Origin of the sequence: Serratia proteamaculans (assembly GCF_013337185.1) — a bacterium.
Taxonomy (GTDB): domain Bacteria; phylum Pseudomonadota; class Gammaproteobacteria; order Enterobacterales; family Enterobacteriaceae; genus Serratia; species Serratia proteamaculans_D.
In genome coordinates this window covers 1,048,980-1,063,398 of the sequence record NZ_SWDE01000001.1, presented here as the reverse complement: position 1 = coordinate 1,063,398, position 14,419 = coordinate 1,048,980, and the positions used below count along the sequence as shown (strand labels likewise).

The window sequence follows — 14,419 nt, the reverse complement described above, 5'->3', positions numbered from 1 at the left end:
GCTCGCCAGAGTAAAAATTAACGTCATGATTAAAAGCGATATTTAATATTTTTTGTGATCCCGTCGGCATTGGGTAAATATGATCTGTAGTTTTTACTAAATATTTACTATCGTTCTCCCATTGAAGCTGTCGGGAGACGTGACGTGAATAATTGGGAAAACATAGAAAAGCAGTCGGAGAATCGCTTGCCGGCGCGGGCGAGTTTCTTCAGCTACGCGGATGCCAGGCAGGCACTGAGTTTTGATCGCAACGAAAGTTTGGGCTTCCAGTTGCTGAGCGGGCGCTGGCAGTTTCGTTACTTTGAGCACCCAGAGCTGGTGCCGCAGGCGTTTTACCGCCAGCCGATGGCGGAATGGGGCGAAATCACCGTGCCGGGCATGTGGCAGATGGAAGGGCACGGTCAACTGCAATATACCGACGAAGGTTACCCATTCCCGATCGACGTGCCTTATGTGCCAACCAGCAATCCTACCGGGGCTTACCAGCGTCTTTTTACACTCGATGACGAGTGGCTGGCTCAACAGGTCATCATCAAATTTGACGGGGTGGAGACCTATTTTGAGGTTTACCTCAATGGTCACTACGTCGGCTTCAGTAAAGGCAGCCGGCTGACCGCCGAGTTTGATCTCAGCGACTACCTGCAAGCGGGGAACAACCTGCTGTCCGTTCGCGTGCTGCAATGGGCCGATTCTACCTATATCGAAGATCAGGACATGTGGTGGATGGCCGGTATTTTCCGCGATGTTTATCTGATCGGTCAGCAGCGTACGCATATTCATGACCTCACTGTGATCACCACCTTCGACGAGCAGTATTGCGATGCGTTGCTGGCGATAGACGTCGGGTTACAGCATCTGGGGCAAGGCGTGGCTGGCGGTTATCGTCTGCAGGCGCAGCTCTTTGACGGTGAAGCCTGCGTCGGTGAGCAGTGGGCGAACGAACTCAGCATTGGAGCGGGTGCCACCTGCCGGTTTGAGATCCCGGTCAGCCAGCCCAGGCAGTGGAATGCGGAAGATCCCTATCTGTATCAACTGCTGCTCAGCCTGCACGACGGCGATGGCAAGCTGTTATCGGTGGTTCCGCAGCGGGTGGGGTTCCGCGAAATCAGCGTGCGTGACGGATTATTCCACATCAACGGGCGCTACCTGAAACTGCACGGCGTTAACCGCCATGACCACGATCATCGCAAAGGTCGGGCGGTTGATATGGCGCGGGTTGAGCGCGACATCGTGCTGATGAAACAGCACAACATCAACTCGGTGCGTACCGCCCATTATCCGAACGATCCGCGTTTTTACGAGCTGTGCGATATCTACGGCCTGTTTGTGATGGCGGAAACCGATCTGGAAAGCCACGGGTTTGCCAACGTTGGCGATATCAGCCGCATTACCGACGATCCGCGCTGGGAAAACGCCTACGTCGAACGCATTGAGCGCCACGTGAAGGCGCAGAAAAACCATCCTTCGATCATTATCTGGTCACTGGGCAACGAGTCCGGCTATGGCTGCAACATTCGCGCCATGGCCAAACGCTGTAAGGCGCTCGATGCCACCCGACTGGTACATTACGAAGAAGACCGGGATGCGGAAGTGGTCGATGTGATCAGCACCATGTATTCCCGCGTGGCGATGATGAATGCGTTCGGTGAATATCCTCATCCTAAACCCCGGATCCTGTGTGAATACGCTCATGCGATGGGGAATGGGCCTGGCGGGCTGTTCGAATATCAGTCGGTGTTTAACCGCCATGCCAGCCTGCAAGGACATTACATTTGGGAATGGTGCGATCACGGTTTGCTCAGCCATGACCCGCAGGGGCGTGAACGTTATCAGTACGGCGGCGATTACGGCGATTACCCGAATAACTATAACTTCTGCATGGATGGCCTGATCTACCCGGATCAGCGTCCAGGCCCTGGCCTGCGTGAATACAAACAGGTGCTGTGTCCGGTCGAGGTGAGTGGCGTGGCCGACGGCATGCCAGTATTACGGATCAAAAACCGTTATTGGTTCAGCTCGCTGGCCGATATTACGCTGAAGATCAGCGTTAAGGCCGTTGGTCGGCAACTGGCCGGCTATGACATTAAGCTGCCGCACCTACAGCCGGGTGAGTCCGAAGAGGTCCATTTACCTGCACTGGCACTGGGTGCAGAAGAAACCTTCATCGACGTCGAAGTGTATAAAGACAGCGCTACCCGTTACAGCGAAAGCGGAGATCTGCTGGGGCAGTATCAACATCGGTTACAGCCCGCCACCGCGTTACTGACCCCACCACCGGTGTGCAACTCTGTTTCTGCGCTGCAGTGCGCTGATGAAAACCATCAAATGATTGTCAGCGGCGATAACTTCAGTCTGACCTTCTCGCGCCTGAGTGGTGAACTGCAGTCGTGGAAAGTGGCTGGGGATGAGGTGGTGGGCCGCGCACCGCACCTGACCTTCTTCAAGCCGGTGATCGACAACCATAAGCAGGAGTATGAGGGCATTTGGTTGCCGAACCATCTGCAGATCATGCAGCAGCATTTCCGCAGCCTGCACTGGGAACGGCAGGGGGATGACGTGGTGATTGAAGTCAGCACCCTGATTGCCCCGCCGGTATTTGATTTTGGCATGCGTTGCCGTTACCGCTGGCAGATCTCTCCGCAGGGCCATGTCAGCCTGGATCTGTCTGGCGTGCCTTACGGCGATTTCCAGCAGGTGATCCCGAAGATTGGCCTGGATTTCGGCCTCAGCCGCCGCTTTGAACAGGTGGAATACTACGGACGTGGGCCGGGGGAAAACTATCAGGATAGCTGTCAGGCCAACCTGATCGGCCACTATCAGCAGCGGGTTGGCGAGCTGTTTGAGCACTATCCGTTCCCGCAGGATAACGGCAATCGCCAAGAGGTGCGTTGGCTGAGTCTGCAAGACGCCAAAGGGCACGGGATTTTTATCCAGCCGCGGCGGCCGATCAATTTCAGCCTGTGGCCATACAGTGCCGAGATGTTGCACCAGGCGCAGCATATTAACGAACTGCAAGAAAGCGACTACCTGACATTAAACCTCGACGATCAAGTTTTGGGGCTGGGCTCCAACTCCTGGGGCTCGGAGGTGCTGGATTCCTATCGGGTTTATCTGTCGCCGTTCAGCTACGGCTTTACGCTGGTGCCGTTTAACCAGCAAGAAACCGAGGCGGCTACGCTGGCCGGCTATCGTTTCGCACCGGCCATGAATAACGCTCAGTCAGAAGAGGCGAAATTATGATTATTTTCGAATCATTAGCGGAGTTTCAGCTTATTTACCGCGCCGGTAAAAAATGGCAACGCTGCATGGAGGCCATCAATAATATTGAACGCATTGAGCCCGATGTCTTTTATTCGGTTGGCGACTCGCTGGTTTACCGGCTGGCGTCCGGGCCGGGTCAACAACATGGCTGGCTGGAGGGGAATCGCCGCTATTTTGATCTGCACTATTACCTTGCCGGCCAGGAAACCATTGAGATTGCCGACAAGTGCGAGCTGACTTCGGTGGTGGCTTATCAGGATGAGACCGACCGCGAGTTTTTCAGCGGGCAGGGCGAGCCACACCGGGTGGGGCAAGGCAATGTGGTTATCTTTGAGAACCACCAGGCTTATCGTTTTAAAGAAAGTCACCAGGTAAAAAAAGTCATTTTAAAAGTGACGGTAGAAGACAGCTATTTCCTTAATAAATAGTGAAAGTCTCTTATTAAAAATAAGCCCCATCGCTTTCAGGTTGCCGCCGGCAAGGCTGCAGCTTGAAAGACCAGGGGAAATAAACCGATTAAGTACCCTACAATATTTCGGAGAGTGTCTATGGCTGTGTCGAATAGAAATACTATCGGCAAGTTCGGCCTGCTGGCGATGACGTTCGCGGCAGTGTTCAGCTTTAATAACGTAATAAACAATAATATTCAGCTTGGTATTGCCTCCGCCCCGGTGTTCCTGGTGGCGACCATCATCTATTTTATTCCGTTCTGCCTGATCATTGCCGAGTTCGTTTCGCTAAATAAAAACTCCGAAGCCGGGGTATACGCCTGGGTGAAAAGCGCCCTGGGCGGGCGTTGGGCGTTTATGACCGCCTATACCTATTGGTTTGTGAACCTGTTCTTCTTCACCGCGCTGCTGCCGAGGGTTATCGCCTACGCCTCTTACGCGTTTTTGGGCTATGACTACGTCTTCACGCCGTTAACCACCGCGATCATCAGTATCTTCCTGTTTGCGTTCTCGACCTATATCTCCAACAGCGGCGCCAAGCTGTTGGGCCCAATGACCTCGGTCACTTCTTCGTTGATGCTGTTGCTGACGTTCTCCTACATCATCCTGGCCGGTGCGGCGGTGATCGGCGGCATCGAACCGGCGAACCCGATCACGGTGGAAGCCATCACCCCCAACTTTAACTGGGCCTTCCTCGGTATCACCGCTTGGATTTTCCAGGCGGCGGGCGGGGCCGAATCTGTGGCGGTGTATGTCAATGACGTGAAGGGCGGCAGCCGCTCGTTTGTCAAAGTGATCATCCTTTCCGGACTGGTGATCGGCGTGCTGTATTCGGTGTCTTCTTTGCTGCTCAACGTGTTCGTAAGCCGCGCCGATTTGCACTTTACCGGTGGTACGGTACAGGTGTTTGAAGGGCTGTCGGCGCACTTTGGCCTGCCGGCGGTGCTGATGAACCGTTTCGTCGGCCTGATTTCCTTTACCGCCATGTTTGGCTCATTGCTGATGTGGACCGCCGCACCAGTAAAAATCTTCTTCACCGAGATCCCCAAAGGCATCTTTGGCGAGAAAACCATCCGCCTGAACAAGCATGGCGTGCCGACCCGCGCGGCCTGGTTGCAGTTCTTTATCGTCATTCCACTGATGCTGATCCCGACGCTGGGCTCTGACAGCGTGCAGGACTTGATGAATACGCTGATTAATATGACCGCCGCTGCATCGATGTTGCCGCCGCTGTTCATCATGCTGGCCTACCTGAACCTGCGTTTGAAGTACGACCGGGTACAGCGTGACTTCAAGATGGGGTCCCGGCTGCAGGGCATCGCGATTGTCAGCACGCTTATCGTTATTTTTGCCGTGGGTTTTGTCGCCTCAACCTTCCCGACCGGTGCCAGCATTATGACCATTGTGTTTTATAACGTTGGTGGGCTGGTGATCTTCCTCGGTTATGCCTGGTGGAAGTACAACCGATACTCGAAGACCCTGGATGCTCAGGCCCGTTATGACGAAGACACACCCTTAGCCAGAATCGTACTTGAAGCGCAGGATGGCAAAAAGAACCTCGCCGGCGATCTGAGCTGCACCACCTTGTGATCCATTATCGATAAAACTCGCCCCTCGGCGCCCGCTGAGGGGTTTTAAATGGCGGCTCGGATAAGCGCCACTCTCATTCCCCGATAAACTTGCGCATTAGATAAGTGATGACTAATGTTTAGTCATGAATGAAAATGACATCTTCAAGGCGCTGGCGGATCCTACTCGTCGTACCATCTTCGAGAAACTGGCGGCTGGCGGCATGAATGCCAGTGCGCTGCGTGAAGGTATGCCGATCAGCCAATCGGCCATGTCCCAGCATCTGGCGGTATTGCGCCAGGCGGGCCTGGTGTGCGAGGCGCGACAAGGACGTTTTGTTAATTATCAGGTGAACCCGCAGGGCCTGGCATTGATTGCTCAATGGCTGGACAAGTACCGTGCCTTCTGGCCGGAGCGCATCAATCAGCTGAATATTTTGCTAAAGGATATGGATCAATGAACCAGACCGACGCTAATCCACAGCCGCTAGTGCTGGAATATTCACTTGATGCGCCGCCCGAAAAAGTCTGGCGGGCGATTGGCATTCCGGCATTGCGCGAACAATGGTTGCCAACCCGCGTATTGGCCGATGTCGAACCGGTGGCGGTGACGCCGGGCGAAGAAATCAGTTACCGGATGCGCGATGATCGGCCGCCGTTCCTTGAAAGCACCGTAACCTTGCAAATTTTGCCCACCGCCGCTGGCGGCAGCCTGTTACGCGTCATCCACCGGCTGGACGATACCTGGCTGACGGCGGCGAACGACAGCGGACGGCACCTGATGCGCGCGGCCTGACGGCCAATCTTTCCCATTCCACATCTGAAAACAGGAGTTCACCCGTGCGTGAATCGATGCTGCTCGTCCCTATGGTGGTTGAACAGACCAGCCAGGGCGAACGTTCTTTCGACATTTATTCGAGATTGCTGCGTGACCGCATCGTTTTCCTGAACGGAGAGGTCAACGATCAGATTGCCGAAATGCTGTGCGCCCAGTTGCTGTTTTTGGAAGCCGAAAATCCGGAGAAACCGATCCATCTGTATATCAACTCGCCGGGCGGGGTGATCACCAGCGGCTTTGCCATCTATGACACCATGAATTACATCAATGCGCCGGTGCATACCCTGTGTATGGGTACTGCGCGTTCGATGGGTTCCTTCCTGCTGATGGCCGGGGAAGCAGGCCACCGCATGGCGCTGCCCAATGCCAGCCTGCATGTGCATCAGCCGCTGGGCGGTTTTCAAGGCCAGGCATCGGATATTCTGATCCACGCCGAAGAGATGAAACGCACCAAGCACAGCGTAATTACGCTATACGCCAAACATTGTGGCCGCAGCTATGAAGAGGTCGAGCGAGCACTCGACCGCGACCATTTTATGAGTGCCGATGAGGCGGTGGAGTGGGGGCTGGTGGATAAGGTGCTGCGGGGACGGTGACAAAGTATCGTCATATTATCCGACAGGCTCAGTGAAGAATACGTGTGTAGTGATCATTGAATGCTCCCTGTTTATACGTAGTAAATTATTGCTTTGCATGGGCTAAAATCAACGTCACCTGTGAATACTAAAAACCACGGCATGTCGTGGTTTTTAGTGTTTAATACACAAGCCAACGCTTAAATACGTCTCAATTTATTGTCGGGAAAGCTACTGTCCAGCGGCTGGTTTTACGTGAATACCCGCGACATACTCGTCTTCCGCCCAGTAGATCCTTTCAGCAACATGAGCGCCAGGGTTAAGCTTCAGATCTTTCAGAACGCTCTCTTTAAAGTGCATATAGCCGCCTTTGTCGATCAAATGTCCCATGTGCAAATAAATTGGCTTGCCGCCCAGCATCTCTTTTTCAAACTCAAAAATATTGGGTATCAACTGAGTGATAACCTCTTCCGTTACCCAATTGAGGAAGATCTTGCCGATACGCGGTGTTTTCTTACTGGTGCGGCCGCCGAGACGAACCTGAAACAGTGGCTCCGGTTCACGCTGCCAGGCCAGCGTCGGACAGGCCAACACACATTCACCGCAGCCGATACAGAGGGATTTTTCTTTCACCGCTTTGCCATTCTTCAGGCTCAGGCAGTTGACCGCGTAGTGACTACAGCTTTTCACGCAGGCTCCACAGCCAATGCAGCGATCGGCGTTAAAGCGTATCCTGGCGATACCGATAATACCGATATCGGCCATGTATGCCTTCGCGCAATCATTGGGGCAGCCTGTCAACACCACTTTCAGGTGATAGCGGCTCGGATAAACCAGTTTCTCCAGGCGTTGTGCCAGCCCTGTACTATCGGTATTGGCTTTCTGGCAGATGCGGCTGCCCTGACAGGCGACGATATTTCGGCCGCCAATGGTCAGGTAACCTGCTTTCGTATCCTCAACGTTGACATCGCACAACCCTATTTCAATGTCGCGAATAAAGGGTTCCAGCGCCGCATTAACCTTATCAATATCTTCGTAGCGAATGCCGGGCATCGCCAGTTTCTGTCGGGTCGTCAGGTGGATCTGGCCGTTTCCCCAGGTTTCTGCAATGTTCTGCGCAACGGAAAGCAGATGGGCAGGGAGAATACCGCCTGGAATACGCACGCTGATCATCGCTTCTCCGCGGACTTTTGATAGCCGGTATTCGTTAAGCGCTCGCAGTTTGATGATATCAATATCTATACTCATGGTAGCGCTCCTTAGTCAGCAAAGGCTTGGGCCTGGGCATAGTTGAACACTGGGCCATCGACGCAGACGTATACTTCACCCATCCGGCAATGTCCGCATTTGCCTACCGAACAGGCCATCCGGCGCTCGTAATCGACCCAAATTTGTTCAGGGCTTAAACCACGGCTTCTCAGCATCTGAACCGTGAATTTGATCATGATGGGCGGACCCACCACAATGGCTTGGGTCAACTCCGGATTTGGGATTGCCAGCGTTTCCAGATGCTCGGTCACACGCCCGACACGGTGGAGTTCGTCTTTTTCCCCTTCATCCAGGGTCAGAATCAGGTTGTGGACATCGCGCCATTGCATCATTTCTTGTTTATAGAGCACGCTGTCACGGTTTTTGTAGCCAAGGATCATATCCAGATTGGCTATCTCAGATGGATTCTCACTGAAGTAGCGCAGTATTCCTTTTACTGGCGCTACACCGGTGCCACCAGCGACTACCAGCAGGGGTTTATTGCGCAACGCTTCAAGAGGATAACCCTTCCCATAGCTGCCGCGTAGCCACAGGTTATCGCCGACCTTTAGTTGAAACAGAGCGCTGGTCACTTTCCCGACGTTACGGATCAGCAGGTCGATCCAGCCGTCACCGCAGTCAGAAACGGAAATCGGTGCTTCGCCGATTAACGGCAGAGAAACCTCAACGAACTGGCCGAGCTGGGTTGGAAAGTGGGTGGCAACGCGGAAATTCCATTCCAGAGCGGTGTGTTTATCGATATCGATAATCTTATAAGCGGTGGGCTGTAGAGCATGCTCAGACTTATGACTGGTACATTGATGGCTCATACACTCTCCTCCTGCGCCAGGGCCTGCTGAACGGCATCGGTCATTTTGTTGATGATCAGCGAGAATTTTATGTACTGCGGGCAGCGGTCGTCGCAACGTCCGCAGCCGACGCACATGTGTTCTGTCCCCTGGGCGCGAGCTTTGTAATCGTTGACTTTGTGTAGCGCACGGTAGCGCAGACGGTTACCTGGCTGTGGACGAAAACCGTGACCACCGGCCATATTGCTAAAGTCAGGCACCAGGCAACTGCTCCATTGGCGACGGCGCTCACCGCGCTGGGGATTCTCTTCGTAAGCGAGATCAAAAACGCTGTAGCAGGAACAGGTAGGGCAACCCGTAGTGCAGCGTCCGCAACTGATACAGCGGGAATCGTAAGTTTGCCAAAGTGGATGCTCGGTAACTATTTTGCGGATTTTTTGCGGGTCGTCACAAACGCTGTCCGGTGTACGCACTTGCTCCCGGTTTTGCTCGACAAAGCTCGGCGTATAGTCGCACTGAGCACCAAGATCGGCAAAGAATGGCAACAGGTCGGCGTCTTTCACGCTTATTTTTGCCCCATACTCACTAAAACGCACCGCTGCCGACCAGGTGTCGGTACGATTGCTGCCCATCGAGACACAGAAGCAGTTTTCGAATGATTCCTCGCACTCAATTAGCACGAAACGAATCTTATCGCGCAACCTTTGGTAGCTGTAATCGGCATTGCCACCGTTTCGTAAATACATATAATCCAGGCGGGATATTGCGTTGATATCACAGGCTCGGGCAAATATCAGCAATGGCGTCGTGTTAATATCAGCAATCTGAATGGTTTCTTTATCAAAATAAAATAGCGTCTCGGTAATAGGCAAAATAACTGCTTTGGGTGACATATGTGACTTTTCTTTCCATACGATGTCTTCCCAGTTATTTACCTTTTGATAAATAACGTTTTCAGTATCAGCAAAACGGCCACCACGATATTCAGAGCTTGGGGCATATACCCGCCATGTCGTGCTCAACCGAAGCATAAGCTGGCTGAGCTCATCTGGCTTTAATTTTAAGTTCATAACACTCTCACAAAATGTTAAAAATTATGAATAATATTTTTAATAAATTACAATAAGATCCCTACAGACAAGATATACTTATATGGTGAAAGGTTTTAATTCAAAAAAAGAGTGAGGCCTACCAGAAATAGTAATAAATAAAAGCGGTGACTAATATGAAGAAGCCGAACGCGCACTCGACCGCGACCATTTTATGAGTGCCAACGAAGCGGTGGAGTGGGGGTTGGTGGATTCGGTGCTGCGGGGACGGCGACAAGACAGGCTCAGCGCAGAGTCCTGGATGTCATCCCGCGTCGGGGGTCGGGCGTCCGCGTGGGGATTTATTGGGTCAACAGATAGTGGGATTGAACCAGGCCGGAAGGGAAGCTTCGGCTGGACAGTAATTTGAAATCGGCATCTTGAGGCATCGCACCGAACAACGTTCTTCCTGAACCCAATAGCACTGGCACCGTAGTGATTACCATATCGGTGACCAGGTTTTCACGCAGGAAAGACTGTATCAGTTGCCCGCCATCGAGATAGACCCGACGGATGCTCTGTTCATCCAATTGTTCAATCAGGTGCTTTGGTGTGAGGGCTGAGAATTGTACTTTACCCTTCAGGGGCAGGGGAACCGGCTCATTGACCAGCTGTTTGGACAGTACCACGACGGGAAGGTCATAAGGCCAGGAGTCAAAGCTGAGAACTTTTTCATAAGTCCCTCGGCCCATCACGATCATGTCTTTATCAGCGATAAAGGCGTCGAAACCATGGTCTTCGCTTGGATCATCGCGTTGCAATAGCCACTCGATGTCGCCATCTCGCCGCGCGATATAACCATCCAGACTGGTAGCGATAAAAACGTGTGTCGTGACCATTGAAGGCTCCTTATTTATAAGCTGTAAATTATTGTCCTGGAGGACAGCAAAATCAACAACACGCGTTAAAACAAAAAATCCACGCCAAGGCGTGGATTTTAGAGTTTGCTGCAGAAGACGAGGTTTAGACGTTAAACAAGAAGTTCATCACGTCGCCATCTTTGACGATGTAGTCTTTACCTTCTGAACGCATTTTACCTGCCTCTTTAGCGCCTTGCTCACCCTTGTAGGTGATGAAGTCGTCAAAAGCGATGGTTTGCGCGCGGATAAAGCCTTTCTCGAAGTCGGTGTGGATCTTGCCGGCGGCCTGCGGTGCGGTAGCGCCAACCGGGATGGTCCAGGCACGAACTTCTTTTACGCCAGCGGTGAAATAGGTCTGCAGGTTCAGCAATTCGTAACCAGCGCGGATCACGCGGTTCAGACCCGGTTCTTCCAGACCCAGCTCGGCCATAAACTCGGCGCGGTCTTCGTCTTCCAGCTCGGCGATGTCGGATTCAACTGCAGCGCACACGGCAACCACTACTGAGCCTTCGGCCGCAGCGATTTCGCGCACTTTGTCCAGGTATGGATTGTTCTCATAGCCGTCTTCGTTGACGTTGGCGATGTACATGGTTGGCTTCAGCGTCAGGAAGCTCAGGTAGCGGATCGCTGCACGGTCTTCATCAGTCAAGTCCAGCGCACGCAGCATGCCGGCGTTTTCCAGCTGTGGCAGGCATTTTTCCAGCGCGGCCAGTTCGGCTTTTGCGTCTTTGTCGCCGCCTTTGGCTTTCTTCTGTACGCGGTGGATAGCGCGTTCGCAGGTGTCCAGGTCAGACAGTGCCAGCTCGGTGTTGATCACTTCGATGTCGTCAGCCGGGTCAACCTTGTTGTTCACGTGGATGATGTTGTCGTTTTCGAAGCAGCGCACCACGTGGCCGATAGCTTCGGTTTCACGGATGTTGGTCAGGAACTGGTTGCCCAGGCCTTCGCCTTTGGACGCGCCTTTCACCAGGCCGGCGATGTCGACGAATTCCATGGTGGTTGGCAGGATGCGTTGGGGTTTGACGATCTCGGCCAACTGGTCCAGACGCGAATCGGGCATCGGCACCACACCGGTATTAGGTTCAATGGTGCAGAACGGGAAGTTGGCTGCTTCGATACCCGCTTTGGTCAACGCGTTGAACAGGGTGGATTTGCCTACGTTAGGCAGGCCGACGATACCGCATTTGAATCCCATGTTGTTATCACCTTAAATATCTTAACTATCAGCCGGTTAGGTTTAACCTACTGCATAAAGGACGAAATAATGGCGCCATTATACACGTAATGACTGTTTTTCTCGATCTGGCTGTGTGTTGTGAGCAAATAGGCGCTGAGAACGGTTTTTGGGGGTGTAATTAGCTTTGTTTTTAAACGTTTCTTATCCATTGCTGGGTTGAATACTTCATGGGGTACCATCAATTTCGGGGGGGGGGGTATTACTCAGTTAAGAGATATTATAAATAAAATGACTCTTAACTTTGTAACTCTTCTTTCTTAATTTCATAAAACAGTTAAGTAAAATTTAATATTCTATTTTTGAGTATGATTTGGCAATTTTTTCTGATTGTTTTGCCTGTTTTTTTAAGTTAGGGTTTGAAGTGGATTTCTATGTTATTGATTGATTAATGGAGGTATTTACCACATGAATGGATTCTATGTTTTTATATTGCCTGTATTATTGTTATTGGTTTCACTTGCTTCTTTTATTATTCACTCGAGGAGTATCAGAAGAAGAAGGTTATTATCCAGGCATCGTTTAAGATGCTCGGGATGTAGCAGGAAGCCGGTACTCCATGCCAAGAATAAAAAACTATTATTGTCTCAATCTACGGCTCAGCCTCTTTAAATTTAGCCCTACAGCCAGGCTCGGTGAATTGACTGTATTCTACTCGCTCGTTAAGTGCAGCCTGTTGCATAGAGGGAGAAGCCATAGCCGTTTTCTCGATCTGGCTGTGTGCTGCGGGCAAATGCAGCCGCAAAGCCGGTTTTTGATTGAGATTTGGATCACATTTACACATACTGACACTTCTGATTAACCTACAGGAAACGCGCCGGATGCACTTCTTGCCCAGTCCACCCTGAGTTGCCCCCCTCCTGAGGTTTACCGCGCCATGCGGCTCTGTTTCCCGTGCTGCGGGAATGTTTTTTTATCTGTCAGAAGTGAATAATCCATGTTTGACCTGAACAATTTCAGGCTGTCGACCGTCAAGAACGAGGTGCTGGCGGGCTTTGTGGTGGCAGTTTCGATGATCCCCGAAGCGGTCGGCTTTTCTTTGGTCGCCGGGCTTTCTCCGATCGTCGGGCTACACACGGCTTTTATTATCGGTCTGGTGACCGCCCTGTTTGGCGGCAAACCGGGCATGGTGTCGGGCGCGGCCGGTTCGATAGTGGTGGTGCTGATGAGCCTGGCGGCGCAACACGGCATGGCCTATGTGTTATGGGCGACGATTTTCGCTGGGGTGATCCAAATCCTGATCGGTGTTTTCCGGTTGGGTAAATTTATTCGACTGGTGCCGCTGCCGGCGATCCACGGCTTTGTGAATGGTTTGGCGATCGTCATTATGCTGGCGCAGTTGCATATGATTGCCGGGCAGGGGCTGCTGATGTACGGGCTGGTGGCGCTGGCGATCCTGGTCGTAGTGCTGTTCCCGCGACTGACCCGGGTGATCCCGGCTTCGTTGGCGGCTCTGATTGTGGTTTCCGCGCTGGCGATTGGCTTTAACCTGCATACCTTACGGGTCGGTGACCTGGCCGATATCTCCGGCGCCTTGCCGCATTTCAGCCTGCCGATGGCCCCGTTCAGCCTGGAAATGCTGAAAGTGGTGCTGCCATATGCGCTAGTGATCGCCCTGGTGGGATTGATTGAGTCACTGCTGACCATGACGGTACTCGACGAAATGGGTGGCAAGAAGGGCAACGGCAACCGTGAAAGCATCGCTCAGGGGGCGGGCAACGCCATTTGCGGCCTGTTTGGCTGCTTTGCCGGCTGCGCGATGATTGGCCAGTCGATTATCAACTTCACCTCGGGTGGGCGCGGACGTATTTCCGGCGTCGTCGGCGCGATACTGTTGATCCTGTTTGTGGTCAGCCTGTCAGGCTATATCGGCCTGCTGCCGGTGGCGGCGCTGGCCGGGGTGATGCTGGTGGTGTGTTACAACACCTTTGAGTGGAGTTCACTGCGCCGCCTGCGTCGGATGCCGAAGGCGGATGCGTTGGTGATGCTGCTGGTCACGGTGATCACTATCTTTACCGATTTGGCGATGGCGGTGATCAGCGGGGTGATTATCTCGGCGCTGGTATTTGCCTGGCAGCAGGCGCGTATTCGTGTGCGTCAGCATCGGGTAGAGGGCGAGGTCGCAGTGTATCAACTGGACGGTCCGCTGTTCTTTGGTTCTACCGCGGCCTTTGCCGAACTGTTCGAGCCGAAAAACGATCCGCAAAACGTGGTGCTGGATTTTGCCGGTACCCGGGTGATGGATTCCAGTGGGGTAGAAGCAATTGATAAGCTGACGGCACGTTATCTGGCGGCGGGAAAAACCATTCGCTTGCGCCACCTGAGCGGCGACTGCGTGCGTTTGTTAAAGCAGGCCGGCCCGTTTTGCAGCCATGAACTGGACGATCCGCAATATTACGTGGCGGAAGAAGGCTATCAGACCGATGACACTAACGTCGGTGAGGAAACCTTCAAGCTGAGAACCTAAGCGGGTCGGCAGCGGGCGTGAT

Annotated in this window: 12 protein-coding genes and 1 pseudogene; 8 read left to right on the top strand and 5 right to left on the bottom strand. The window is 52.9% G+C overall.

Annotation, left to right across the window (positions count from 1 at the left end; translation table 11 throughout):
• Window positions 1-144: 144 nt before the first annotated feature.
• From ebgA to FCL49_RS04915, 6 genes are all read left to right on the top strand, one after another.
• Entirely contained in the window at window positions 145-3,240 is a 3,096-nt protein-coding gene (ebgA, locus tag FCL49_RS04940; RefSeq protein ID WP_174352649.1) for a beta-galactosidase subunit alpha, read from the top strand.
• Window positions 3,237-3,689 (top strand): beta-galactosidase subunit beta, encoded by a 453-nt coding sequence (locus FCL49_RS04935; protein ID WP_174352648.1) that lies wholly within the window; start codon window positions 3,237-3,239, stop codon window positions 3,687-3,689. The genes ebgA and FCL49_RS04935 overlap by 4 nt, the downstream gene beginning before the upstream one ends.
• A 120-nt stretch (window positions 3,690-3,809) precedes the next feature.
• On the top strand, window positions 3,810-5,300 hold the full coding sequence (locus FCL49_RS04930; protein WP_174352647.1) for an amino acid permease: 1,491 nt from the start codon (window positions 3,810-3,812) through the stop codon (window positions 5,298-5,300).
• A gap of 124 nt (window positions 5,301-5,424) precedes the next feature.
• Window positions 5,425-5,739, top strand: a complete 315-nt coding sequence (locus tag FCL49_RS04925) for an ArsR/SmtB family transcription factor (RefSeq protein ID WP_174352646.1) — start codon at window positions 5,425-5,427, stop codon at window positions 5,737-5,739.
• Entirely contained in the window at window positions 5,736-6,074 is a 339-nt protein-coding gene (locus tag FCL49_RS04920) for an SRPBCC family protein (RefSeq protein WP_174352645.1), read from the top strand. Before FCL49_RS04925 ends, FCL49_RS04920 begins: the two co-directional genes overlap by 4 nt.
• A 56-nt stretch (window positions 6,075-6,130) precedes the next feature.
• Window positions 6,131-6,712: an ATP-dependent Clp protease proteolytic subunit gene (locus tag FCL49_RS04915; RefSeq protein ID WP_217434349.1), complete on the top strand. Its 582-nt coding sequence runs from the start codon at window positions 6,131-6,133 to the stop codon at window positions 6,710-6,712.
• A gap of 210 nt (window positions 6,713-6,922) precedes the next feature.
• On the opposite strand, the gene asrC is transcribed toward FCL49_RS04915, so the two are convergent.
• The 3 genes from asrC to asrA are packed head-to-tail and all read right to left on the bottom strand — an operon-like array spanning window position 6,923 to window position 9,818.
• Entirely contained in the window at window positions 6,923-7,939 is a 1,017-nt protein-coding gene (gene asrC, locus FCL49_RS04910; RefSeq protein WP_174352643.1) for a sulfite reductase subunit C, read from the bottom strand.
• A gap of 11 nt (window positions 7,940-7,950) precedes the next feature.
• Window positions 7,951-8,769 (bottom strand): anaerobic sulfite reductase subunit AsrB, encoded by an 819-nt coding sequence (gene asrB / locus FCL49_RS04905; protein WP_174352642.1) that lies wholly within the window; start codon window positions 8,767-8,769, stop codon window positions 7,951-7,953.
• Entirely contained in the window at window positions 8,766-9,818 is a 1,053-nt protein-coding gene (gene asrA, locus FCL49_RS04900; protein WP_174352641.1) for an anaerobic sulfite reductase subunit AsrA, read from the bottom strand. Before asrA ends, asrB begins: the two co-directional genes overlap by 4 nt.
• 157 nt (window positions 9,819-9,975) lie before the next feature.
• Between asrA and FCL49_RS04895 the strand changes: the two are divergent.
• Window positions 9,976-10,068: pseudogene (locus tag FCL49_RS04895) on the top strand (ATP-dependent Clp protease proteolytic subunit); the annotation flags it as partial.
• Between the two features lie 70 nt (window positions 10,069-10,138).
• Here the strand turns inward: FCL49_RS04895 and FCL49_RS04890 are convergent.
• Together FCL49_RS04890 and ychF are read right to left on the bottom strand one after the other, a co-directional pair.
• Entirely contained in the window at window positions 10,139-10,675 is a 537-nt protein-coding gene (locus FCL49_RS04890) for a dihydrofolate reductase family protein (RefSeq protein WP_174352640.1), read from the bottom strand.
• 124 nt (window positions 10,676-10,799) lie between these two features.
• Window positions 10,800-11,891 (bottom strand): redox-regulated ATPase YchF, encoded by a 1,092-nt coding sequence (gene ychF / locus FCL49_RS04885; RefSeq protein ID WP_135316160.1) that lies wholly within the window; start codon window positions 11,889-11,891, stop codon window positions 10,800-10,802.
• Between the two features lie 976 nt (window positions 11,892-12,867).
• Here ychF and FCL49_RS04880 point away from each other — a divergent pair.
• Entirely contained in the window at window positions 12,868-14,397 is a 1,530-nt protein-coding gene (locus FCL49_RS04880; protein WP_174352639.1) for a SulP family inorganic anion transporter, read from the top strand.
• The last annotated feature ends 22 nt before the right edge of the window (window positions 14,398-14,419 follow it).